The sequence below is a fragment of the Actinokineospora spheciospongiae genome, from assembly GCF_003182415.1.
Classification (GTDB): domain Bacteria; phylum Actinomycetota; class Actinomycetes; order Mycobacteriales; family Pseudonocardiaceae; genus Actinokineospora; species Actinokineospora spheciospongiae.
In genome coordinates, this window is record NZ_QHCP01000012.1 from 99634 (window position 1) to 124390 (window position 24757).

18 protein-coding genes are annotated in these 24757 nt (G+C 72.4%); 13 read left to right on the forward strand and 5 right to left on the reverse strand.

Features of this window, described 5'->3' with window-relative positions; all coding sequences use genetic code 11:
* Positions 1-26 precede the first annotated feature (26 nt).
* Positions 27-1283 (forward strand): glycosyltransferase family 4 protein, encoded by a 1257-nt coding sequence (locus tag DFQ13_RS26685; RefSeq protein ID WP_110081774.1) that lies wholly within the window; start codon positions 27-29, stop codon positions 1281-1283.
* A gap of 56 nt (positions 1284-1339) precedes the next feature.
* Here DFQ13_RS26685 and DFQ13_RS26690 read toward each other — a convergent pair whose 3' ends face one another.
* Positions 1340-2092 carry an acyltransferase gene (locus DFQ13_RS26690; protein WP_035282549.1) on the reverse strand — a complete coding sequence of 251 codons (753 nt, stop codon included), beginning with the start codon at positions 2090-2092 and terminating at the stop codon, positions 1340-1342.
* 44 nt (positions 2093-2136) lie between these two features.
* Here DFQ13_RS26690 and DFQ13_RS26695 point away from each other — a divergent pair, with 44 nt between their 5' ends.
* Complete coding sequence (locus tag DFQ13_RS26695; protein ID WP_035282547.1) at positions 2137-3078, forward strand: nucleoside hydrolase; 942 nt, start codon at positions 2137-2139, stop codon at positions 3076-3078.
* Between the two features lie 48 nt (positions 3079-3126).
* Here DFQ13_RS26695 and DFQ13_RS26700 read toward each other — a convergent pair whose 3' ends face one another.
* From DFQ13_RS26700 to DFQ13_RS26710, 3 genes are read right to left on the reverse strand one after another with little or no spacing between them, the layout of a single operon-like run.
* Positions 3127-4083, reverse strand: a complete 957-nt coding sequence (locus tag DFQ13_RS26700; protein ID WP_035282545.1) for a class I SAM-dependent methyltransferase — start codon at positions 4081-4083, stop codon at positions 3127-3129.
* Positions 4073-4852, reverse strand: coding sequence for an enoyl-CoA hydratase/isomerase family protein (locus DFQ13_RS26705; RefSeq protein ID WP_110081844.1), 780 nt, complete (start codon positions 4850-4852; stop codon positions 4073-4075). Before DFQ13_RS26705 ends, DFQ13_RS26700 begins: the two co-directional genes overlap by 11 nt.
* A gap of 58 nt (positions 4853-4910) precedes the next feature.
* Positions 4911-5789, reverse strand: a complete 879-nt coding sequence (locus tag DFQ13_RS26710; protein WP_110081775.1) for an ABC transporter ATP-binding protein — start codon at positions 5787-5789, stop codon at positions 4911-4913.
* A 139-nt stretch (positions 5790-5928) separates the two neighbouring features.
* Between DFQ13_RS26710 and DFQ13_RS26715 the strand changes: the two genes are divergently transcribed.
* From DFQ13_RS26715 to DFQ13_RS26745, 7 genes are all read left to right on the forward strand, one after another.
* Complete coding sequence (locus DFQ13_RS26715) at positions 5929-6342, forward strand: WXG100 family type VII secretion target (protein WP_110081776.1); 414 nt, start codon at positions 5929-5931, stop codon at positions 6340-6342.
* Positions 6339-7670 carry a hypothetical protein gene (locus DFQ13_RS26720; protein WP_110081777.1) on the forward strand — a complete coding sequence of 444 codons (1332 nt, stop codon included), beginning with the start codon at positions 6339-6341 and terminating at the stop codon, positions 7668-7670. Before DFQ13_RS26715 ends, DFQ13_RS26720 begins: the two co-directional genes overlap by 4 nt.
* Complete coding sequence (locus DFQ13_RS26725; protein WP_110081778.1) at positions 7667-8605, forward strand: hypothetical protein; 939 nt, start codon at positions 7667-7669, stop codon at positions 8603-8605. The genes DFQ13_RS26720 and DFQ13_RS26725 overlap by 4 nt, the downstream gene beginning before the upstream one ends.
* Positions 8606-8681: 76 nt before the next feature.
* Positions 8682-10811, forward strand: a complete 2130-nt coding sequence (gene glgX, locus DFQ13_RS26730; protein WP_110081779.1) for a glycogen debranching protein GlgX — start codon at positions 8682-8684, stop codon at positions 10809-10811.
* 214 nt (positions 10812-11025) lie between these two features.
* Positions 11026-11568 carry a cysteine dioxygenase gene (locus DFQ13_RS26735; RefSeq protein WP_035282531.1) on the forward strand — a complete coding sequence of 181 codons (543 nt, stop codon included), beginning with the start codon at positions 11026-11028 and terminating at the stop codon, positions 11566-11568.
* Positions 11569-11596: 28 nt separating this feature from the next.
* Positions 11597-11992, forward strand: coding sequence for a rhodanese-like domain-containing protein (locus tag DFQ13_RS26740; RefSeq protein ID WP_035282529.1), 396 nt, complete (start codon positions 11597-11599; stop codon positions 11990-11992).
* 595 nt (positions 11993-12587) lie between these two features.
* Positions 12588-13700, forward strand: coding sequence for a tetratricopeptide repeat protein (locus tag DFQ13_RS26745; protein ID WP_110081780.1), 1113 nt, complete (start codon positions 12588-12590; stop codon positions 13698-13700).
* Positions 13701-14164: 464 nt separating this feature from the next.
* Here the strand turns inward: DFQ13_RS26745 and glgP are convergent, their stop codons facing one another.
* Positions 14165-16705, reverse strand: a complete 2541-nt coding sequence (glgP, locus tag DFQ13_RS26750; RefSeq protein ID WP_110081781.1) for an alpha-glucan family phosphorylase — start codon at positions 16703-16705, stop codon at positions 14165-14167.
* Positions 16706-17067: 362 nt separating this feature from the next.
* Here glgP and DFQ13_RS26755 point away from each other — a divergent pair, with 362 nt between their 5' ends.
* From DFQ13_RS26755 to glgB, 4 genes are all read left to right on the forward strand, one after another.
* A complete protein-coding gene (locus DFQ13_RS26755) occupies positions 17068-19041 on the forward strand; it encodes an alpha-1,4-glucan--maltose-1-phosphate maltosyltransferase (RefSeq protein ID WP_035282525.1) in 1974 nt (657 codons plus the stop codon).
* A gap of 290 nt (positions 19042-19331) precedes the next feature.
* On the forward strand, positions 19332-21146 hold the full coding sequence (gene treS / locus DFQ13_RS26760) for a maltose alpha-D-glucosyltransferase (RefSeq protein WP_035282522.1): 1815 nt from the start codon (positions 19332-19334) through the stop codon (positions 21144-21146).
* Positions 21143-22480, forward strand: coding sequence for a maltokinase N-terminal cap-like domain-containing protein (locus DFQ13_RS26765; protein WP_110081782.1), 1338 nt, complete (start codon positions 21143-21145; stop codon positions 22478-22480). Before treS ends, DFQ13_RS26765 begins: the two co-directional genes overlap by 4 nt.
* Positions 22481-22569: 89 nt before the next feature.
* A complete protein-coding gene (gene glgB, locus DFQ13_RS26770) occupies positions 22570-24726 on the forward strand; it encodes a 1,4-alpha-glucan branching protein GlgB (protein WP_407643213.1) in 2157 nt (718 codons plus the stop codon).
* Positions 24727-24757 lie beyond the last annotated feature (31 nt).

A 24757-nucleotide genomic window follows, 5' to 3' on the forward strand; every position in this document is an offset into this window, starting at 1 on the left:
GACCCGAAGGTGAGGAAGTCGACGAGATGCGCGTGCTGATGCTGTCCTGGGAGTACCCGCCGGTGGTCATCGGCGGTCTGGGCAGACACGTGCACGCCATCGCGGTCAACCTCGCCGCCCAGGGCCACGAGGTCGTCGTGCTGTGCAGGCACGAGGCGGGCACCGACGCCGCCACGCACCCCACCACCGACACCACCGACGCCGGGGTGCGGGTCATCCGCGTCGCCGAGGACCCCACCCACCTGGTCTTCGAGAAGGACCTGGTGGCCTGGACCCTGGCCATGGGCCACGGCATGGTCCGCGCGGGCCTGGCCCTGCTGCGGCAGTGGCGGCCGGACGTGGTGCACGCCCACGACTGGCTGGTCACCCACCCGGCGGTCGCCCTCGCCGAGCAGGCCGGGGTCGCCCTGGTCGCCACCGTCCACGCCACCGAGGCGGGCAGGCACAGCGGCTGGCTCTCCCAACCGCTCAACCAGCAGGTCCACTCGGTCGAGTGGTGGCTGGCCAACCGCGCCGACGCGCTGATCACCTGCTCGTCGGCCATGCGCACCGAGGTCGCCCACCTCTTCGAGGTCGACCCGGCGGGCATCGAGGTCATCCACAACGGCATCGAACCGCGCGGCTGGCGGGTCTCGGCCCGCGACGTGCGCGCCGCCCGCCTCACCCACAGCCCCGACGGCGCCCCGCTGCTGCTGTTCTTCGGCAGGCTGGAGTGGGAGAAGGGCGTGCACGACCTGATCGCCGCCCTCCCCCGCATCCGCCGCACCCACCCCGGCACCCGCCTGGTCGTCGCGGGCCGGGGTTCGCAGGCCAAGGCCCTGGTCGAGCTGTCGAAGAAGCTGCGCGTGCGCCGCGCGGTCGAGTTCGCGGGCCACCTCGACGACCGGGAACTGCTCGCCACCCTGGCCGCCGCCGACGCGGTGGTCCTCCCCAGCCGCTACGAACCGTTCGGCATCGTCGCCCTCGAAGCCGCCGCCGCGGGCGCCCCCCTGGTCGCCTCCACCGCGGGCGGCCTCGGCGAGGTCGTCGTCCAGGACCGCACCGGCCTCTCCTTCCCCCCGGGCGACGTCGACGGCCTCACCGAGGCCACCCGCGCCGTCCTCGACGACCCGGCCGCCGCCAAGCGCCGGGCCCGCCTGGCCAAGTCCCGCCTCACCAAGGACTTCGACTGGTCCCTCATCGCCACCCGCACCGCGGAGGTCTACACCCGCGCCACCCCGGCCCAGCCCCGCGAACTCGGCCGCCCCAAGATCGCCACCGGCAACGCCTTCACCGTCTCCTAGGCCCGGTCCGCCCCGCGGGCCGGGACTCGCCCCCGGAACCCCGGCTCGGGGGGGGCTCAGCTCTCCAGCGTCTTCTGCAACGCCTTGGCCGCCTTGCGGGCCATGTCCGCGACGGCGGCGCGGCGCTCGGCGTCGGCCTCGTAGGCGGAGACGCGGTTGCGCACCACCTTCGCCGGAATCCCCGCCGCCACCGCGAAGTCCGGGATGTCACCGCGGACCACGGCGTGCGCACCGAGGACGCAGCCGCGCCCGATCCGGGTGCCCTTGGTGATGGTGACCTTGGTGCAGACCCAGGTGTCCGGGCCGATGCGGACCGGGGACTTGACGATGCCCTGGTCCTTGATCGGCTGGTGGACGTCCGCGGTGACGTGGTCGAAGTCGCAGATGTAGACCCAGTCGGCGACCAGGGTGGCGGCGCCCAGCTCGATGTCGAGGTAGCAGTTGACCACGTTCTGCCTGCCGAAGACGGCCTTGTCGCCGATGCGCAGCGAACCCTCGTGGCAGCGGATGGCGTTGCCGTCGCCGATGTGGACCCAGCGGCCGATCTCCAGCCTGCCGAAGCCGGGGCGGGCGTGGATCTCCACGTCCCTGCCGAGGAAGACCATGCCGCGCAGCACCACGTGCGGGTTGACCAGGCGGAACTTCAGCAGCCGCCAGTACCGGACCAGGTACCACGGGGTATAGGCGCGGTTGCGCAGCACCCAGCGCAGCGAGGCCACCGTGAGGAACCGGGCCTGCGCCGGGTCGCGGTGGCCGCGGGACCAGAAGCGGAGCCGGGTGGCGACCGGGGAACCCCACATCGACGTCATGCCGGTGACGGTAACCCAGCGCCACCGGGTGGCAGGCTGGGGGCATGTCCCGACTGATCATCGACACCGACCCCGGCGTGGACGACGCCTTCGCCCTGGCCCTGGCCGCCCGCTCACCCGAGGTGGACCTGCTCGCCGTGACCACGGTCTTCGGCAACGTCGGCCTGGAGCACACGACGCGCAACGCCCTGCGGGTACTGGCTTTGCTCGGCCGGGAGGACGTCCCGGTCGGCGTCGGCGCCGCCCGGCCGCTGGTGCACGCCACCCCGCTGCGGGCGGCGGCGGTGCACGGCGACGACGGGTTGTCCGGCCGGTCCGCGCTGCTGCCGCAGCGGTCACGCGGAGTGGAGCCGGAGGACGCCGTGGCGCTGATGGCCCGGCTGATCACCGAATCCCCCGAGCCGGTGACGCTGGTGCCGATCGGGCCGCTGACCAACATCGCCGCGCTGCTGGCCGCCCACCCCGGGGTGAAGTCCAACATCGACCGGGTGGTCATCATGGGCGGCGGCCTCACCGGCGGCAACGTGACCGCCGCGGCCGAGTTCAACCTGTGGTGCGACCCCGAGGCCGCCCACCGCGTCCTGGTGACCGAGGACCTGCCGACCGTGCTGGTCCCCACCGACCTGACCTACCAGTGCGCTGTCGACGGCGACTGGCTCGACCGGCTCGCGGCGTCTGGGCCGCTGGGCGCGGCGCTGGAGCCGCTGACGGAGGTCTACCGGGCGCACTACCGGCAGATCCTCGGCTACGACGGCACCGTCATCCACGACGCGGTGGCCGTGGCGGAGGCGATCCGGCCGGGAATCCTGCGCACCACCCCGATCCCGGTGCACGTCGACACCGCGTTCGGCCCGCGCCGGGGCGGGCTGCTGGCCGACCGGCGGCTCATCGCGCCCGCGGTCGACCCGGGGTTCCGCACGATCGAGGTGGCGCTGGAGACCGATGTGGAGGCCCTGCGGGCGTTCCTGCTCGACCGGCTGACCTGAGCCGGGGACGGCCGCGGCGGTCGAGGACCCCGCCGCGGCCGCCGACCGTCACAGCGGCTTGCGGCCGCCGATCATGACGTTGTAGAAGAACTGCCTCGGCACGACCCGGCGCATGACCTTCTCGTCCAGCCAGGACAGCCGCTGCCAGGACTTCATCGCGAACAGCGCCCAGCCGAAGCCCAGCTTCTCCCGGGGCACCGCGGCCTCGAAGGTGCGCACCGGCCAGCCGAACAGCGCCGCGGTGAACTCCTCGGTCACCGCGTTCACCTCGACCATGCCCGCGTCGCGCGCGGTGCGCTCCAACTCGGCCGGGTCGAAGGTGTGGATGTCGACCACGGCCTCCAGCGCCGCGGCCCGCGAGGACTCGTCCAGCTCGCCCTGCGGCCGCCGCCACGAGCGCAGCGGCCCGAACTTCGTGATGTTCGTGGTCAGCCACCAGGTGGCCTGCCCGAGCTTGCGCGCGTAGGTGTCACCGATCTTCGTCGGCTCGCCCGCGAAGACGAACCGCCCGCCCGGCTTGAGCACCCGGCGGATCTCGGCGAACGCGGCGGGCAGGTCCGGGATGTGGTGCAGCACCGCGTGCCCGACGACCAGGTCGAAGCTGTTGTCGTCGTAGGGGATGCGCTCGGCGTCGGCCACCCGGCCCTCGACGTCGAGGCCCAGGCCCTTGGCGTTGCGCAGCGCGACCTCGACCATGCCGGGCGAGAGGTCGGTGGCGAAGCCCTTCCTGCCGACCCCGCCCTGCATCAGGTTCAGCAGGAAGAAGCCGGTGCCGCTGCCCAGTTCCATGACCGTCTCGTACGGCCAGCCGTCCTCGCCCGCGACCGCCTTGAACCGGCCGGTGGCGTACTCGATGCAGCGCTCGTCGTAGGAGATCGACCACTTCTCGTCGTAGGTGCCCGCCTCCCAGTCGTGGTACAGCACGTTCGCCAGCTTGGGGTCGGCGAACGCGGCCTGCACCTCCTCGGCGGTGGCGTGCGGGTTCGGGGTGGGGTCAGCGGCCATCGAACTGCGCCTTCCCCGGCCCGTTCTCGATGAACGAGCGCATCCCGGTGTCGCGGTCCTCGGTGGCGAACAACGCGGCGAACAGGGTCGTCTCCAGCTTCAGACCGCTGGCCAGGTCGTTGTCCAACCCGCCGTCGATCGCCGCCTTGGCCGCCGCGAGCGCCCGCGACGCACCGCCGGTGAACTGCCCGGCCCACCGCCTGGCCGCCTCGTAGACGTCGTCCGGGGCCACGACCTCGTCGACCATGCCCAGGGCCAGCGCCTCCTCGGCCTTGACGAACCGGCCGGTGTAGACGAGGTCCTTGGTCTTGCTCGGGCCGATCAGCCGCGCCAGGCGCTGGGTGCCGCCCGCGCCGGGGATGATGCCGAGCAGGATCTCCGGCTGCCCGACCTTGGCGTTGTCGCCCGCGATCCGCCGGTCGCAGCACAGCGCCAGCTCGAAGCCGCCGCCGAGGGCGAAGCCGGTGATCGCCGCGACCGTCGGCTTGGGCAGCGCCGCCACCTCGGCCAGCGAGGCCTGCAACTCGGGGGCGTAGTCGACGATGTCGCCGTAGCCCATCTCGGCGAACTCCTTGACATCGGCGCCCGCCGCGAACACCTTCGGGCCGCCGTAGACGATCACCGCCTTGACGTCGGCGCGCGCCCTGGCCTCCCGCGCCGCTTCGCGCAGCTCAGCCTGGAGCTGCCGGTTGATCGCGTTCATCGGTGGCCGGTCGAGGCGGATGGTGCCGACACCGTCCTCCACCTCGAGCCGGACGAACTCACCCACGGCCATGCCCTCCTACCGGTTCGTGTACCACGGTCGTCGCTGACCCGACCGTCGAAGGTTACTCGTCAGTACGCACTGTATGGCCAGTGCTGCGCCGGGCGAAGTAGCGGTCCCCCGACCGTTCGAGCTCCAGCGGCTGCCCGAAGGCCGCCGACAGGTTCTCGCTGGTGAGCACGTCGTCGATCAGCCCCTGTGCCACCACCTCGCCGCGGGCGAGGAGCAGCAGGTGGGTGAACCCGGGCGGGATCTCCTCCACGTGGTGGGTCACCAGCACGGTCGCGGGCGCGTCCGGGTCCATGGCCAGCTCGCTCAACCGCCCGACCAGGTCCTCGCGACCACCGAGGTCGAGCCCGGCGGCGGGCTCGTCGAGCAGCAGCAGCTCCGGGTCGGTCATCAGTGCCCGGGCGATCAGCGTGCGCTTGCGCTCGCCCTCCGACAGGGTGCCGAAGGTCCGCTCGGCCAGGTGCGCGATGCCCATCGACTTGAGCAGCCCACCCGCCCGACCGGTGTCGAGCTGGTCGTACTCCTCGCGCCAGCGCCCGAGCACCGCGTACCCGGCGCTGACCACCACGTCGAGCACGGTCTCGTCCGGCGGAATCCGACCGCCGATCGCGGCGGTGGCGAAGCCGACCCTGGTGCGCAGCTCGAACACGTTCACCCGGCCCATCCGCTCGCCGAGGACGTGCACCACCCCCGCGGTCGGGTGCAGCTCCGCCCCGGCGAGCCGCAGCAGCGTCGTCTTGCCCGCGCCGTTGCCGCCGAGGACCACCCAGCGCTCGTCCAACTCGACCTGCCAGTCGATGCCCCTGAGCAGGTCGTTGCCGCCGCGGCGGACACCCACGTCCGCCAGGTGCAGCACCAGGTCGTCGAGGTCGTCGAGGTCGCCGTGCGTCTCGGGGCCGCTGCCGGGCTGGATCTGGTCCGTCACACCGGCCATTCTGCCTCTGCGGCCCCCCGGCCTCCCCGCGCGGGGCTTGCCGACCCGTGCGGCCGTTTTGACCGGGTGCGCAACCGGGCTGTCCCCCGGTGGGACGATCCGCGTCTACTCGTGGCCAACGCACAGACAGGAGCGGGTGATGGCGTCGGGATACACGGTGAACACCACCAGCCTCGCGATCAGGGTCGGCGAGCTGAACGCGGTGGCCGACTCGGTGGGCGAGGTGATCTCGACGCTGAACGCCGCGGGCGGCGACCTGGGGCCGGGCGAGATCACCGCCGCGGTCACCGAGGTCATCGACCAGTGGCAGCAGAACCTGGGGAAGATGCGCGACAAGATCGGCACGATCGCCGACAACGTCCGCGGCGCGGTGGCCAACTACGAGTCCGTCGAGCAGGGGGGCCGCGACCGGATGATGGCCCTGGCCGACGAGACCGTCGCCGAGCAGCTCGTCCAGGGCCTGGTGCGCAACGCCCCCGACGTGCAGGTGGCCAACCAGCACTCCCGGCAGGGGCAGGGCGGCTCGACCGGCGGCGGCAGGAGGCACCGATGAGCAGGCCGGGCTTCCCCGCGCTGGGCTTCGACCCGACACCGGGTGAGAGCAGCTCCGTGCAGGCGGTGCTGCTGTCCATGGCCTCGGCCCAGCAGGCCATCGCCACCACCCTGCCCCGGTTGCAGGACGCCGCGAAGATCACCGACTCGGCGGACTGGGGCGGCAGCGCCGCCGAGGAGTTCAGCGACCACGGCGACGACCTGCCGCAGGCCCTGGGCAAGGGCGGCGAGTCGCTGGGCGCGGCCACCAAGGCGCTGAGCACCTGGTCCGGGCAGTTGATGGCCAACCAGGCCAAGGCCGACGAGCTGGAGGCCAAGGCCAAGAAGATCAGGAAGGACCTCGAGGCGGCCGAGGCCGACCTGGAGTCCGCCGCGGCGGCCGTTCCGCACGACACCGGCCACCCGCGGTACCGGGAGCGGTACGACGCCTTCCTCACCGCGAACGAGGCGTGCGGCCGGCTCGACGACGCGCTGCGCAAGGTGCTCGACGACGCCGAGCGGCTGCGGGCCAAGCACCTGCGCGAGGCCAACAGCGCCGCCGCGGGCATCCGGGGCGGCCCCGACGACGCCTTCGAGCCCGAGAACGACTCCTGGTACGTGCAGGCCTTCGACGGCACCGCGATCGCGGCCGACGCGGTCTCGCTGGCCACGGGGGCGGCCGCGGCGGGCCTGGCGGCCACCGGCGTCGGCCTCCCGGCCGCCGCGGTCGCCGAGGGGATCTCGACCGCCTCGGGCGCGGTCGGGTCCGTGGCGGGCCTGGGGCAGCAGTTGTCCGGGTCCAGGAACGCCCCCGGGTGGACCAGCACGCTGCTCGGCCTGGGCACCAGCGTGATCCCCGGCGGCGGCACGGTGGCGGCGGGGGTGCGCTCCGCGGGCAAGGCCGCGTTCAAGCGCGGGGAGAAGGTGGCGGCCCGCCAGATCGCCAAGGACATGCGGGGGGCGCTGACCGACGGCGGCGTCCCCGGGCTGGTCGACGACGCCAGGGCCGTCCGGGAGAAGGGCCTGACCCGCAAGGTGCGCCGGGACCTCATCGATGCCGGGCGCGCGGCGGCCAAGAAGGACCCGGACCTGCTCGAACGGTTGTCGAAGGTCCCCACCCCGCAGCGGCGCGAGGTCTGGTTGGAGCTGGGCAGGAGCGAGCGGCAGCGCGAGGGCCTGGTCAGCGCCGTCGACCACACCCAGAAGCTGGCCGAGAAGGCGGGGGTCGAGCTGTCGGAGGAGCAGAAGGACCGACTGGCCCTGCTGCGGGTGGCCATGAACCCGACCGGCGACGCGGTCGACCAGGCGGTCACCGACAAGATCAGCGGCACCCTGAGCGGCGACAAATGATCATCTCGACGCCCCCGGACGTGGTCCGGCGCATCCCCCTCGACAGCCGGGACACGGCGGTGCGCGAATTCGCCCAGGCCATCGCGGGCATCCGGCCCGCGGCGGCGGCCGACCTGGAAGCGCTCGCGGGCGAGGCGGTCGACGCCGCGCTGCGCGAGGGCGCGGTGCTGCTGGCCGTGGTGGAACCCCAGGACGCCGCCCCCGCGCTGCTCACCGGTGTCCCGCTGGACGCCCCGCCGTCCTGGGACCAGGACTCGGCGGAAGCGCTGCGCGACTCGGTGGAGGACCTGGCGGGCCCGGACGTGCGGGAGACGGTCGTGGTGGAGACCGGCCTGGGCCCGGCGGTGATCGCCCAGCGGGTGCCCGGCCCCGAGCAGGTCCGCGACCGCCGCCCGCTGACCCTGCAACTGCAGGCGTTCATCCCGGAGCCGGGGACGGGCCGGATGCTGCTGCTCACCCTCGCCTGCCCGTCGCTGACCGGCTGGGCGGCCCACCAGCAGCTCTTCGGGCAGATCGTGGCCGCCGCGGGTCCGGGACCGGCCGAGTGGGACACCGGTTTCGGCCCGGTCGGCTTCACCCCCGCCCTCGCCGCGACCGGCAGACCCCCGGCCCCCGCCATCCCCGACCCCACCACCCCCGACCCCGCCGCCTCCCAGCCCAACCCGGCAGCCGGGGCCGCCGCCTCCCAGCCGCATCCGGCAACCGCGATCCCCGCCTCTTCCCGGCCAGGCCAAGCGACCGGGAGCCCCGCCTCCTCCCGGCCAGGCCAAGCAGCCGCCTCTTCCCAGCCAGGTCAGGCGGCCGGGGCCGCCGCCCCCTCCCGGCCGGGTCCGGCGGCCGAGCAGGTCCGTCCCGCGGTGTCCCGGCGCCCGCGCGGGCGCCCGGCGGTCGACGAGGAGGAGTCGTTCGAGCACCACACCTTCCGGCTGACCTGAGCCCGGGGGGCGATTTCGCTCACTCACCGCCGCCACCGCCCTCGATCGTCCGGCCGAGCTGAGCGAGGATGGACGGGTGTCCCACACTGACCCGCGCACGCTGCCCGGCCACCCGTTCCCCCTCGGCGCCCACCCGGAGGCGGGTGGTGTCCGGTTCGCGGTGGCCAGCTCGGTGGCCGAGTCGGTCGAGCTGTGCCTGGTCGGCGACGGGGACGACGCCCCGGTGGAGCAGCGGATCGAGCTGACCGAGCGCACCTTCGGCATCTGGCACGCCCTGGTCCCCGGCATCACCCCGGGCCAGCGCTACGGCTACCGGGTGCACGGCCCGTGGGAGCCGGGCCGGGGCATCCGGTGCAACCCGGCGAAGCTGCTGGTCGACCCGTACGCCCGGCGGATCACCGGCACCGTCGGCGACCTCGCCGCGGTCCGCGCCCACCGCGGCGACGCGCTGACCGGCGCCCCCTCCCGGCTCGACTCGCGCGGCTCGGTCCCGCTGTCGGTGGTGGCCGCCGCGGGCGGCTCGGCCACCGGTGCCCGCCCGGACGTGCCGTTCGAGGAGACGGTGGTCTACGAGCTGCACGTGCGCGGCTTCACCAAGCTGCACCCGGAGGTGCCCAAGCACCAGCGCGGCACCTACCTGGGCATGGCGCACCCGGCGGTCATCGAGCACCTGGTGCGCCTCGGGGTGACCGCGGTCGAGCTGCTGCCGGTGCACAGCCACTCCGACGAACCGATGCTGCTGCGCTCGGGCAGGCACAACTACTGGGGCTACTCGACGCTGGGCTTCCTGGCACCGCACGAGGGCTACGCGTGCAGGCCGGGCCACGAGGTCGAGGAGTTCCGCACCATGGTGGCGGCGCTGCACGCCGCGGGCATCGAGGTGATCCTCGACGTCGTCTACAACCACACCTGCGAGGGCGGCGTCGACGGCCCGACGCTGTCCATGCGCGGCCTGGACGCCCCGGCCTACTACCTGCTCGACGACGCGGGCCGCGACATCGACCTGACCGGCTGCGGCAACACCCTCGACCCCGGCTCGCCGACGGTGGTGCGGCTGGTGACCGACTCGATGCGCTACTTCGCCACCGAGCTGGGCGTCGACGGCTTCCGGCTCGACCTGGCCAGCGCGCTGGGCCGCCCCCGCGGCGGTGCCTTCGACCCGAACTCGACGCTGCTCACCGCCATCACCACCGACCCGGTGCTGTCCAACCGCAAGCTGATCGCCGAACCGTGGGACGCCACCGGCGAGGGCTACCGGGTGGGCGGCTTCGGCGGGCAGTGGGCGGAGTGGAACGGCCGCTTCCGCGACGGCGCCCGCGACTTCTGGCGCGGCGCCACCGGCCCGCGCGACCTGGCCTACCGGCTGTCGGGGTCGTCGGACCTGTACGCGGGCAGCGGCAGGCGCCCGTGGGCGTCGATCAACTTCATCACCGCCCACGACGGCTTCACCCTGCGCGACCTGGTGTCCTACGACCACAAGCACAACCAGGAGAACGGCGAGCACAACCGCGACGGCACCGACGACAACCGCTCGTGGAACTGCGGAGCGGAGGGCGAGACGGGCGACCCGACCGTGCTGGCCCTGCGCGACCGGCAGGCCCGCAACCTGCTGGGAACCCTGCTGCTGTCCACCGGCACCCCGATGCTGTGCGCGGGCGACGAGCGCTGGCGCACCCAGCACGGCAACAACAACCCCTACTGCCTGGACAACCACACCTCCTGGTTCGACTGGGCGGTCGACGAGCGCGCCGAGGACCTGCTCGCCTTCACCCGGCGCCTCACCGCGCTGCGCGCGGAGTCCCCCGCCCTGCGCCAACCGCACTTCTTCGACGGCAGGCCCACCCGCTCCGGCGAACCGGACCTGGTGTGGTTCCGCGCCGACGGCGAGGTCATGACCGACGAGGACTGGTTCGACGAGGGCAACCGCACCCTCGGCATGTGGATCGACGGCTCGGAGTGCCTGTCGCGCAACCGGGACGGCGAGCTGGTCGCCGACGACTCGTGGTTGCTGCTCCTGCACTCCGGCCCGGACGCCGTCGAGCTCACCCTGCCGTCGCAGCGCTACGGCGAGTGCTTCGTCCCGGTGCTCGACAGCGGCACCCCGCGCGGGGTGCCCGCCGCCGCCGACCCGTTGTCGCCGGGCAAGGCCATGGTGCTCACCGGGCGCACATTGCTCCTGTTGCGAGCCCCGCGTACCAATCAGTGAGAAGCCTGGTGAATTCCTCCCGCCCCGTGCCAGCATCGCCCCGTGACCAGGTCCGCGACGTTGTTCACGTGGTGCGACCGCACGATCGACCTCCTGCTGGTGGCGTCGTGCGGCTGTAGCGCCACGCGGTGCGCCCACCCGCCGGACCCCCCGGCCTGAACCGGGCGCACCGCGTTCCGCCGTCGCAGCACGACACGACCCGGGAGCGCGCGCCATGACCACCTCGACCTCCGACCTGGACATCCACCCCCGCTTCGCCGTCCCGCGGCTGCGGGAACTGATCTCCCCCCGAAGTCCACTCTGGACCCCGGCTGAACTCCGCGACCTCACCACCGCGGTGAGCACCGATCTACAGCAGCAACTCCTCTCAACGGTCCGCTTCTCCAGCCCCCAGCGCTGGTGGGCCCGCCTCGCCGTCACCGACGAGGTCGAGCTGTGGTTGCTGTCCTGGCTCCCCGGCCAGGGCACCGCCCCGCACGACCACGGTGGGGCCTCCGGCTCGTTCACCGTGCTCCTGGGTGAACTGGCGGAGACCTACCGCTACCCGTCCGGCCCGATCCGCCACCGCCTGCACACCACCGGGTCGGCACTCGGCTTCGGCCAGGGCCGAGCCCACCGGGTGCAGAACCTGGGCACCACGATGGCCGCGAGCGTGCACGCCTACTCCCCACCGCTGGTCCCCACCCGCGAGTACGCCAGCCTGCGCGACGTCCCCGCCGAAATCCCACCCCTCCCCACCCAGCGCACCGCCCGATGACCACCCCGCCCCACCCCGGGAGCCCCACATGAGCGGCGTCGACGACCAACTCGCCCAGGCCAGAGCCGAACTCGACCGGGTCGACCCCGCCAGGGCCGACGAACTGCGCCGGGCAGGCGCGGTCTTCGTCGACATCCGCCCGCTGACCAACCGGGCGGCCGAGGGCGAAATCCCCGGCGCGGTCCCGGTGGAGCGCATCCACCTGGAATGGCGCCTCGACCCGCACGGCGACCACCGCATCCCCGGCTTCACCGAGGACACAACGGTCGTGGTGCTCTGCAACGAGGGCTACGCCTCCAGCTTCGCCGCCCGCGACCTCAAGCGGGTGGGCCTCCCCCACGCCACCGACCTCATAGGCGGCTTCCGCGCCTGGCAGGCAGCAGGCCTGCCGGTACAGGAAGGCGGCACCCCCGCCATCCCCTGACCCCGCCACCCTCGGCGCCACCATGCAAGCCCGCAGCACGACATGCTTGAGCAGCCACACGGCCCTGGCGCGGCGAACTCAGGTTGGTCTCGCCGGGAGGAACGGCAGACGAGACCACTGCAAAGCACCTCCGGTCGTGACGCCCCGAGTCCAGGCGTTCGCCGGAACAGCGTCCAGGCAAGGCAGCCACAGAGCACGCGCCACCTCCACCTGGCCGCAACCGGCCTAGCCGCCACCGGCAGGTGGGGCGCCAGTCGGGTGGGGCGCAGGTGGTGCGGGCGGGGGGGTTGGCGGCGCACGGGTGGCGAGCGGGGCTGGCGGGGCGCGGGTGGCGCGTGGGCGGGGCGTGGCGGGTGGCGGGTAGCGGGTAGCGGGTAGCGGGTAGCGGGTAGCGGGTAGCGGGTAGCGGGTAGCGGGTAGCGGGTAGCGGGTAGCGGGTAGCGGGTAGCGGGTGGTCCGGCTGGCCGGTGAGGTGGACAGCCTGTAGCGCCGTGGCGCGGGTGGCCGGGGCGGGGGCGGGGAACCCCGGGCGGGTGTGGCGCGTCTGCGTCGTGTGTCGATCCCGCGTGTGTTGCGCCATCCTCTTCCGCTGTTGGTGATCGGGGGCGGGGTTCTGCTGTGGTTCGTCGACGGGACAGCGGGTGGGGTCGGGTGGGGGTTGTTCGGGCTGTTGTGCGGGTTGCTCGTCGGGTTGGCCGCCTTGCAGGTTGGGATGCTCGTGGGTGCGGTGGCGCTGGGCGTTCGGGTGCACAGGGTCGTGATCGGGGTGGGCAACAGGCTCGCCGACTGGACCACGCCCCGGCGGGTCGTGTCGGTGCGTGCGGTGCCGCTGTTGCTGTCGGTGGCGGTGGGGCCGGGGAAGGCGCCCGCGCGCAAGCGGATGTGGGGTGCGGCGCTGTGTTCCGCACTGGTCGGTCTGGCGGTCGTCGCGGTGGCCATCGTGTTCGCGCTTTCCTCTCGGAACGGGTTCTGGATCGGGGCGGCGCTCGGTTGCGCCTACACCGTGGGGACGGGGTTGCTGCCGCGCAGGACGGCGGCTTCGACGTCGACGGGGTGGTACCTGCTGCGGCTGCCCAAGGTCACCGGGGTGCGCGCCCGGCAGCTCGATGCGGCCCCGCTGGTCGGCCGGGCGGTCGACGCGGCCCAGGAGGGGCACCTGGAGGTCGCCGCCGCGTTGGCCGCCGAACTGGCCGAGACCCACCCGGGCCTCCGGACGGCAACCGCCGCGCGAATTCTGGTGATGGAGGCCGAGGGCCGGTACGCCGAGGCGCTCATGCTGGCCATGGCACTGGCCGGGGACGCCGAGCAGACACCGCAGGAGGCCGCCGTGTCCTTCGCCGCCCTGGCCGGGCTGGCCTGCGCCACGGTCGAGGCGGGGCACCTCGACGCGGAACTCGGGTTGGGCACGGCGGTCCAGGCCTTCGAGAACGCCGAGACGCTGGGCTACCCGGCGCACAAGCTCAACGGCTCCCGCGCGCTGCACGAGCTGTTGCTCGGCAACACCGGCAAGGCCATCTCACTGGCCCGCCTCGCCGCCGACTCCGGTGATGACCGGCTCGGCCGCGCCGACGACCTGGCCACGCTCGCCAGGGCGCACATGGCGGCGGGCGACAACCGGGCCGCCCGCGCGGCGCTGGGCGAGGCCGAACGGCTGGTGCCGTGGTGGCCCAGGGTCGCGGCTACCCGCTCCCGGCTCGATCTCGTCTGACGGGTCTGCCCGGCTGCTCCGACCCGGCCTCCGACCGGTGGTTCCGACCTGTCTGAACGCACTCTCCCATGAGGACTGTCCTTTCTCTTCCCTCCACCTCGGGTCTGACGCCCGAGGTGGACACGTGTTCGACTGTACCGAGGTTCGAGGCGGTGTGAGGTGCGGAAACGAGTCTTCACTCGATGGTGGGACATCCCTCGCAACCGGCCGGGAGGTCGGGCATCCTCGAATCAGGGGCAGCCACAGCGGCGGGTGGCGACGGCACGAGCGGCACCACACACGACACCACAGACGAGAGGCGACGGGATGGACACTGACTGACGCGGTCCACTGCGGACGGACGCGGAATTCGGCCTGATGACCGGGAAAGCAGACCGGGTCGGTCCGAACGCGGAGGTTCGGACCGACCCGGTCTTTGACGCTGACCCGCCGGGTGCCGATCAGGCCCCGGTCTCGGGTCCGACTCAGGCGAGGACCACCTTGCCCAGCTCCGCGGGCGTGGCGAGGAGGTTGTGCTTGGGCAGGACCCGGGCGGTCACACCGAGGGCTCCCGCGTGGGGCAGCGGGAGTTCGACGGTGTACCGGCCCGCGGCGACGGGGTGCATGGTCGCGGTGACGACATCGGAGAGCTCGTCGGTGTCGCCGACCCGCCCGACCACGGCCTGCACCTCGACGTCGTCGGGGGTCAGGCCCGCGAGGTCGACGGTGGCGTGCACGTGGACGCGGTCGCCGATGACCGGGGTCTGCCCCTCGTCCAGGCTCAGCTCGCAGTCGACGACGCGGACCTGCTGCCACGCACCGGAGAGCCTGCCCCGGTACGCGGCGAGGTCGCGGGCGACGCGGAAGTCGTCGGACTGGGCCAGGGCGCCCGCGGTGGCGGCGGGGGCGTAGGCGGACTCGACGTACTCGCGCACCATCCGGGAGGCCTGCACCTGCGGGCCGAGCGAGGACAGGGTGTGCCGGACCATCGACATCCAGCGGGTGGGGACCCCGGCGGCGTCGCGGTCGTAGTACAGCGGGGCGACCTGGGAGCCGAGCAGTTCGTAGAGCGCGGCGGCCTCGAGGTCGTCGCGGCGGACGGGGTCGTTGACGCCGTCGGCGGTGGGGATGGCCCAGCCGTTGCTGCCGTCGTAGAACTCGTCCCACCAGCCGTCGCGGATGGAGAGGTTGAGACCGCCGTTGAGGGCGGCCTTCATGCCGGAGGTGCCGCAGGCCTCCAGCGGGCGCATGGGGTTGTTGAGCCAGACGTCGCAACCCCAGTACAGGTACCGGGCCATGGACATGTCGTAGTCGGGGAGGAATGCGATGCGGTGACGCATGCCGACGTCGTCGGCGAAGCGGACGATCTGCTGGATGAGGGCCTTGCCGCCATCGTCGGCGGGGTGCGACTTGCCCGCCACGACGAGCTGCACCGGGCGGTCCGGGTGCAGCAGCAGGGCCCGCAGCCGGTCGGGGTCGCGCAGCATGAGGGTCAGGCGCTTGTAGGTGGGCACGCGGCGGGCGAAGCCGACGGTGAGCACGTCGGGGTCGAACACCGAGTCGGTCCAGCCCAGTTCCAGGGCGGAGGCGCCGCGCTGGAGCCAGGCGGCGCGGACCCGGCGGCGGACCTCGCCGACCAGGCGCTCGCGGAGGCCGCAGCGCAGTTCCCACAGCTTCGCGTCGGAAACCGAGGCGTCCGCGATGTCGGCGCCGGGGGTCTCCGGGTCGCCGATGAGGGTGGTCATCTCCTTGGCCGCCCAGGTCGGGCCGTGCACACCGTTGGTGACCGAGGTGATCGGCACCTCGTCGGTGTCGAAGCCGGGCCACAGGGCGCCGAACATGCTGCGGCTGACCGCGCCGTGCAACCGGGAGACGCCGTTGGCGCGCTGGGCCAGGCGGAGTCCCATGTGCGCCATGTTGAACATGCCGGGGTTCTCCTCGGCACCGAGCGCCAGGACCCGGCGCAGGTCGATCCCGGGAAGGAGGGATTCGTCGCCGAAGTAGTGCTGGACGAGGTCGACCGGGAAGCGGTCGATGCCCGCAGGGACCGGGGTGTGCGTGGTGAACACCGTGCCCGCCCGCACCGCCGACAGCGCCTGGTCGAAGTCGAGGCCCTGGCTGGAGACCAGTTCGCGGAGGCGTTCGAGGCCGAGGAAGCCCGCATGGCCCTCATTGGTGTGGAAGACCTCGGGTTGGGCGGTGCCGGTCAGCTCGCAGTAGGTGCGGACCGCCCGGACGCCGCCGACGCCCGCGAGGATCTCCTGGCGGATGCGGTGGTCCTGGTCGCCGCCGTAGAGGCGGTCGGTGACCCCGCGCAGGTCGTCGGAGTTCTCCTCGATGTCGGAGTCGAGCAGCAGCAGCGGCACCCGGCCGACGTTGGCCTTCCAGATCCGGGCGCGCAGCACCCGGCCGCCGGGCATCGCCACGTGCACCAGGATCGGGGTGCCGGAGGGCTCGGTGAGGGGTTCGAGCGGGAGGCCGCTCGGGTCGATCACCGGGTAGTGCTCGACCTGCCAGCCGTCCAGCGACAGCGACTGGCGGAAGTAGCCGGAGCGGTAGAGCAGGCCGACGCCGATCAGCGGGACGCCGAGGTCCGACGCCGCCTTGAGGTGGTCGCCCGCGAGGACGCCGAGGCCGCCGGAGTAGTTGGGCAGCGCCTCGGTGACGCCGAACTCCATCGAGAAGTAGGCGATGGAGTCGGGCATCCGGGTGCCGTTCAGCTCGGCTGCCCGGTGCTGGTACCACCGGGGTTCGCGGAGGTAGCGGCGCAGGTCGTCGGCGACCTCGGCGACCCGGGCCAGGAACGCGTCGTCGGTGGCCAGCACCTCCAGCCGCTCGGCCGGGACCTGGGCGAGCAGGTGCAGCGGGTCGCCGCCGACCCGTTCCCAGATCGCCTGGTCGACCGCGGCGAACAGGTCCTGGGTCGGCGGGTGCCAGGTCCACCTCAGGTTCGTGGCGAGGGTGCCCAGGTCGGCGAGCGCCGCGGGCAGACCGGCGCGGACAGTGAATCGACGTACGGCTTTCACGCTGACCGACCCTAGCGGCGAACCTGGATCGAGCAAGCCACCCCGCCGAACCACCCGGCCCGAGAGCGGGGGCTACGCGACAGTAACGAAAGAAGCGGGGGAGGGGCGCGCGTGCGACGGACAGGTTGCCGGGAGGTGGCTGCGGAGCGGTTGGGGTAACAGGGAGTCAGGAACCGGAGGGGCGCGGTGGTGCCTATGGGGGAAGCTCGGCGCGGGGTCGCGCCGGGGCGGTTGAGGGGCGGGCCGGGCGGGGTACGTCTTCGAGCAATGCCTGGGTTTTCGGATGGGGAGGTCGGTGTGTGCGACTGGATCGAGCAAGGCAGACTGGGGGCAAGCACCCGCGACCGAGAGGAGCCTGACCGGTGAGCGGTCGCCTGGGCATCGATGACGTCTCCCCGATCGTGTCGAACGGTCGTTACCCCTCCAAAGCCGTTGTGGGGGAACACATCCCGATCGAGGCGACCGTCTGGCGCGAGGGCCACGACGCGGTCGCCGCGACGGTCACCTGGCGCGGACCGGGTGACGCCCGCGCCCGCCGGACGCGGATGCGCTCGCTCGGCAAGGACACCGACCGGTTCGCCGCCGACGTGGTGCCCGACGCCGAGGGGCTGTGGACGTTCCGGGTGGACGCCTGGTCCGACCCGTGGAGCACGTGGCGGCACGCCGTCGAGGTGAAGGTGGCGGCCGGGCAGGACGCCGACGAGCTGGCCAACGACCTGGAGATCGGGGCGCGGCTGGTCGAGCGGGTGGGCAGGCGGCCCGACCGCAGCGTCGAGCGCAAGCTGCTGATCTCCGCCGCGCGGGCGCTGCGCGACACCACCGTGCCCCTCCCGGCGCGGATCGCGGAGGCGCTGTCGGAGTCGGTGCAGCGGGTGATGACCGAGCACCCGGTGCGCGAGCTGGTGACCAAGGGCAAGGCGTACCAGATCCTGGTCGACCGCAAGGCCGCCCTCTACGGTTCCTGGTACGAGTTCTTCCCGCGTTCCACCGGCGGGGTGGACGCGGCGGGCAACCCCGTGCACGGCACGTTCCGCACCGCGACCAAGGAGCTGGACCGGGTCGCGGCCATGGGCTTCGACGTGGTCTACCTGCCGCCGATCCACCCGATCGGCGAGGTCAACCGCAAGGGGCCGAACAACAGCGTCGTGTCCGAGCCCGGTGACGTCGGCTCCACCTGGGCGATCGGGTCCTCCGACGGCGGGCACGACGCCATCCACCCGCAGCTCGGCGACTTCGACGACTTCGACGCGTTCGTGGCCAGGGCCAGGGAGCTGGACCTGGAGGTCGCGCTGGACTTCGCGCTCCAGTGCGCGCCGGACCACCCGTGGGTGAGCAAGGCCCCGGAGTGGTTCACCACCCGCCCCGACGGCACCATCGCCTACGCGGAGAACCCGCCGAAGAAGTACCAGGACATCTACCCGGTCAACTTCGACAACGACCCCGAGGGCATCTACGCCGAGTCGCTGCGGGTCGTGCTGCTGTGGGTGAGCCACGGCGTCAAGGTGTTCCGAGTGGACAACCCGCACACCAAGCCGCCGGACTTCTGGGAGTGGCTGATCCGGCAGGTGAAGGCGCAGCACCCGGACGTGCTGTTCCTGGCCGAGGCGTTCACCCGCCCGGCGCGGCTCTACGGGTTGGCGAAGCTGGGCTACACCCAGTCCTACACCTACTTCACCTGGCGGACGGCGAAGTGGGAGCTGACCGAGTTCGGCCAGGAGATCGTCGCGCACGCGGACGAGTCGCGGCCGAACCTGTTCGTCAACACCCCCGACATCCTGCACGAGTCGTTGCAGCACGGTGGGCGGGCGATGTTCGCCATCCGGGCGGCGCTGGCGGCGACGATGTCCCCCACCTGGGGGGTGTACTCCGGTTACGAGCTGTTCGAGAACGAGGCCGTGAAGCCGGGCAGCGAGGAGTACCTGGACTCGGAGAAGTACCAGCTCCGGCCGCGCGACTACGCGACGGCGCTGGCCGAGGGGCGGTCGCTGCAACCGTGGCTGACCCGGCTCAACGCGATCCGCCGGGCGCACCCGGCGTTGCAGCAGCTACGGACGCTGACCTTCCACACCGTGGAGAACGACGGGCTGATCGCCTACTCCAAGGTCGACCCGGCGACCGGGGACACCGTGGTGGTCGTGGTGACGCTCGACCCGAACACCACCCAGGACGGCTGGCTGTGGCTGGACTGGAAGGCGCTCGGCCTCGAGCCCGACCGCACCTACCAGGTCCACGACGAGGTGTCGGGGCAGACCTGGGAGTGGGGCTCGTCGATCGGCAACTACGTCCGGCTCGACCCGTGGCAGGCCGTGGCGCACATCGTGCACATCCGCCGGTAGCGGGGCGGTGGGACGGGGATCGCCGGGTGCCGGGAGGCGCTCGGCGGTTCCGCGCTGTCCTGCCGCGGCAGGGTTCGGCTGTGCGTCTGTCCGGGTGGATCGCGTCCACGACGCTTGAACCGGCCGTCCCCGTGGTAGCTCATCGGGGACGCGCCCGGAACACCGTCGAGACCCCCGGGTGCGGGACAAAGCCGGAGCGCGAGGTCAGGGCAGGGTCGGGAGTGCGTGCCGAGTGGACGTGGTGTACGCATTGCCAACCGACAACGACGACGGTGACAGGGCGACTTAGCATGACGGTTGACAACGACGCCGCGCCGGACGCGGCACTGGGGCTCGAGGGCGTTCCGCACACGGGTGAATCGGTGACCGCCGACGGCCACCTGGTGGAGCCGCAGGCCGAGGACTTCACCTCCGCCCGCCAAGCGCCCCCTGACTTCGAGTGGTACAAGAGCGCGGTCTTCTACGAGGTGCTGGTCCGCGCGTTCAACGACTCCGACGGCAACGGCACCGGCGACCTGCGCGGGCTGGCCGACAAGCTGGACTACCTGCAGTGGCTCGGGGTGGACTGCCTCTGGCTGCCCCCGTTCTACGCGTCGCCGCTGCGTGACGGCGGGTACGACATCTCCGACTTCCGGGCGGTGCTGCCGGAGTTCGGGACGGTCGAGGACTTCAGCTACCTGCTCGACCAGGCCCACCGGCGAGGTATCCGGGTGATCACCGACCTGGTGCTCAACCACACCTCGGACGCGCACCCGTGGTTCCAGGAGGGGCGCAACCACCCGGACGGCCCCTACGGCGACTACTACGTCTGGTCCGACACCGATGAGCGCTACTCCGACGCGCGGATCATCTTCGTCGACACCGAGACGTCGAACTGGACGTATGACCCGGTGCGCGGGCAGTTCTACTGGCACAGGTTCTTCTCGCATCAGCCGGACCTCAACTACGAGAACCCCGAGGTCCAGGAGGCGATGCTGGACGTCCTGCGGTTCTGGCTGGACATCGGCATCGATGGGTTCCGCTTGGACGCGGTGCCGTACCTGTTCGAGGAGGAGGGCACCAACTGCGAAAACCTCCCCCGCACGCACGAGTTCCTGAAGAAGTGCCGCAAGGTCGTCGACGACGAGTACCCGGGTCGGGTGCTGCTGGCGGAGGCGAACCAGTGGCCCGCGGACGTGGTGGAGTACTTCGGCGACCCGGAGATCGGTGGCGACGAGTGCCACATGGCGTTCCACTTCCCGCTGATGCCGCGGATCTTCATGGCGGTGCGCCGGGAGTCGCGGTTCCCGATCTCGGAGATCCTGGCGCAGACCCCGGCGATCCCCGGCGGGGCGCAGTGGGGCATCTTCCTGCGCAACCACGACGAGTTGACCCTCGAGATGGTCACCGACGACGAGCGCGACTACATGTACGCGGAGTACGCCAAGGACCCGCGGATGAAGGCCAACATCGGCATCCGCCGCAGGCTGGCGCCGCTGCTGGACAACGACCGCAACCAGCAGGAGCTGTTCACCGCGCTGCTGCTGTCGCTGCCGGGCTCGCCGGTGCTGTACTACGGCGACGAGATCGGCATGGGCGACAACATCTGGCTGGGTGACCGCGACGCGGTGCGCACCCCGATGCAGTGGTCGCCGGACCGCAACGCCGGGTTCTCCCGGTGCGACCCGGGGCGGCTGTACCTGCCCGCGATCGCCGACCCGGTGTACGGGTTCCAGGCGGTCAACGTCGAGTCGCAGATGAACAACACGTCGTCGCTGCTGCACTGGACGCGGCGGATGCTGCAGGTGCGCACCGAGCACACCGCGTTCGGCAAGGGCGACTTCACCGAGCTGGGCTCCTCGAACCCGAGCGTGCTGGCGTACCTGCGCAGGCACACCCGCCCGGACGGCACCGAGGACATGGTCATCTGCGTCAACAACCTCTCCCGGTTCCCGCAGCCGGTTGAGCTGCACCTGTCCGAGTTGGAGGGGCGCATCCCGGTGGAGTTGACCGGCGGCGTCCGGTTCCCGGCGATCGGTGAGCTGCCGTACCTGCTCACCCTCCCCGGTCACGGTTTCTACTGGTTCCAGATCACCGATCCCCAGGAGGAGGGCGAACCTCAGTGAGCACCCGACCCCTACACGCCGTGGCGTCCCTGACGGACGACCTGCGCACGTGGCTGCCCGCGCAGCGCTGGTTCGCGGCGAAGGGGCGGGACCTCACCGACGTCCGGGTCGAGCGCGCCGTCGGCCTGGCCGACGGCGATCCCGCGCTCGTGCACGCCCTGGTGGAGGCCAACGGCGAGCTGTACCAGGTGCTGATCGGTGTGCGCGCCGAGCTGCCCGACCACCTGGCGCCGTTCGCGATAGGGCAGTTGGGCGAGTCGCACGCCTACGACGCCACGCACGACCCGGAGCTGATGTCCGGGCTCATCGACCTGATGTCCAAGGGCGCGGACCTCGGCGGGCTGAGCTGGCGGGCCGAGCCCGGGGTCGAGCTGCTGACCGGGCTGCGGGCGCGGCCGATCGGGGTGGAGCAGAGCAACACCTCGGTGGTGTTCGGCTACCACTACATCCTCAAGCTGTTCCGCAGGCCGGTCCTCGGCGCCAACCGCGACGTCGACCTGCACCGGGCGCTGTGGGCGGCGGGCAGCAAGCAGATCGCGCAGCCGGTGGGGGTCGTCGAGGGCGCGGGGGCGGTGCTCGGCTTCGCCCAGCGCTTCCTCGGCGATTCCGCCGAGGGCTGGGCGACGGCCACCGCCAGCGTGCGCGACCTGCTGGCCGAGGGCGACCTGCACGCCCGCGAGGTCGGCGGCGACTTCGCGGGCGAGGCGTCGCGGCTGGGGGCGGCGGTGGCGCAGGTGCACGCCGACCTGGCCACCACCCTGGGCAGCGACGTGATCGACGCGGCCGGGATGGAGTCGTCGCTGGCGCAGATGCACCGGCGGCTCGACGAGGTGCTGCTGGAGGTGCCCGCGCTGGCCGAGCACGAGTCGACGGTGCGGGCGGCCTTCGACGCGGTGCGCGGGGTGTCCGGGGGCATCCCGGTGCAGCACGTGCACGGTGACCTGCACCTGGGCCAGGTGCTGCGCACCACGGCGGGCTGGGTGCTGATCGACTTCGAGGGCGAGCCCGCGGCGGCGCCGGAGGAGCGGGTGCTGACCCGCTCACCGCTGCGCGACGTGGCCGGGATGCTGCGCTCGTTCGACTACGCGGCCCTGCACCTGGTGGCCGGGGGCGAACCGGACCACCAGCAGGAGGTGCGGGCGGCGGAGTGGGCCGACCGCAACCGGGCGGCGTTCTGCGAGGGTTACGCCACCGTCGGCGGCGACCCGCGCGAGCACGCCGCGCTGCTGCGCGCGTTCGAGCTGGACAAGGCCGTCTACGAGGTGCGCTACGAGCACCGCAACCGCCCGGACTGGGTGGCGATCCCGCTGGCGGCGATCAAGCGCGCGGCGTGACCGCGCGGGCACAAGACCTTTCAGGCTGACCGATTCGGGTACCACTGGACAGCGACAGGGCCCGACGCACAGGATCGAGGTTGACTCTCTTGACGACGGACCAGATCGAGCGCCTGCTCGCCGGTACCCACCACGATCCGCACTCGGTGCTGGGTGCGCACGCCAACCCGGCGGAGCCCGGCACGGCGGTGGTCCGCGCGCTGCGGCCGAACGCGAAGTCGGTGGCGGTGCTCATCGGCCGCGACCGCCACGAACTGGCCGAGGGCCTTTCCGGGTTCTTCGAGGCCCCGGTGCCCGTGGTGCCGAACGAGTACCTGCTGGAAGTGGACTACGGCACCGGCCCGGAGCTGGTGGAGGACCCGTACCGCTGGCTGCCGACGCTGGGCGAGCTGGACCTGCACCTGTTCGGCGAGGGCAGGCACGAACGCCTGTGGGAGATCCTCGGCGCCCACCCGCGCGCCTACGACACCCCCAACGGCACGGTCACCGGCACCTCCTTCGCGGTGTGGGCGCCGACCGCGCGCGGGGTGCGGGTGTGCGGCGACTTCGACGGCTGGGACGGCCGGGCGAACCCGATGCGCTCGCTGGGCTCCTCGGGGGTGTGGGAGCTGTTCATCCCGGGTGTGCCGGTGGGCAGCCGGTACAAGTTCCGCATCCACGGCGCCGATGGCCACTGGCACGAGAAGGCCGACCCGATGGCGTTCGCCACCGAGGTCCCGCCGCAGACCGCGTCCGTGGTGACCACCTCGGCGCACACCTGGACCGACGAGGAGTGGATCGCCCGGCGCGACGCCACCGACTGGTCGGGCGCGCCGATGAGCGCCTACGAGGTGCACCTGGGTTCCTGGCGCCAGGGCCTCGGGTACCGCGAGCTGGCCCAGGAGCTGGGTGACTACCTGGTCGAGTACAACTTCACCCACGTGGAGCTGCTGCCGGTCGCCGAGCACCCGTTCGGCGGCTCCTGGGGCTACCAGGTCACCTCCTACTACGCGCCGACCTCGCGGTTCGGCACCCCGGACGAGTTCCGGGAGTTCGTCGACGCCCTGCACAACCGCGGCATCGGCGTGATCGTGGACTGGGTGCCCGCGCACTTCCCGCGCGACGCCTGGGCGCTGGCCCGGTTCGACGGCAGCCCGCTCTACGAGCACGCCGACCCGCGCCGCGGCGAGCAGCCCGACTGGGGCACCCTGGTGTTCGACTTCGGCCGCAGCGAGGTGCGCAACTTCCTGGTGGCCAACGCCCTGTACTGGATGGAGGAGTTCCACGTCGACGGCCTGCGGGTCGACGCGGTGGCCTCGATGCTGTACCTGGACTACTCGCGCAAGGACGGCGAGTGGCTGCCCAACGTCCACGGCGGCCGGGAGAACCTGGACGCGGTCAAGTTCCTCCAGGAGCTCAACGCCACCGTCTACAAGCACCACCCCGGTTCGGTGATGATCGCCGAGGAGTCCACCGCGTGGCCCGGCGTCACCAGGCCGACGCACCTGGGCGGTCTGGGCTTCGGCTTCAAGTGGAACATGGGCTGGATGCACGACACGCTCAACTACATCGGGCACAACCCGGTGCACCGGGCGTTCCACCACAACGAGGTCACGTTCTCCCTGGTCTACGCCTGGAGCGAGAACTTCGTCCTGCCGCTGTCGCACGACGAGGTCGTGCACGGCAAGGGTTCGCTGTGGACGCGGATGCCCGGCGACGACTGGAACAAGGCGGCGGGGCTGCGCGCGCTGCTGGCCTTCATGTGGGCGCACCCCGGCAAGCAACTGCTGTTCATGGGCCAGGAGTTCGGCCAGGTCCGCGAGTGGTCGGAGTCGCGCTCGCTGGACTGGGAGCTGACCGAGCAGCACTTCCACGGCGGGGTGCGCAGGCTGGTGGGCGACCTCAACGCCGTCTACCGCGACCGGCCCGCGCTCTACGCCGACGACGTCCGCCCCGAGGGCTTCTCCTGGATCGACGCCAACGACTCGGCCAACAACGTGCTCAGCTTCGCCCGGCACGGCGGTGGCGGTGACCTGGTCTGCGTGGCCAACTTCGCGGGCGCCCCGCACCTGGACTACCGGGTGGGGCTGCCCCGCGGCGGGCGCTGGCGCGAGGTCCTCAACACCGACGCGGAGGCCTACGGCGGGTCGGGGGTCGGCAACTACGGCGTGGTCACCGCCGAGGACACCCCGTGGCACGGCCGGTCGTCGTCGGCGGTGCTGAACCTGCCCCCGCAGGGCGTGGTCTGGCTGGTCCCGGAGGCCTGAGCTTCGAATCCGACCCCATCGCGCACCCGTC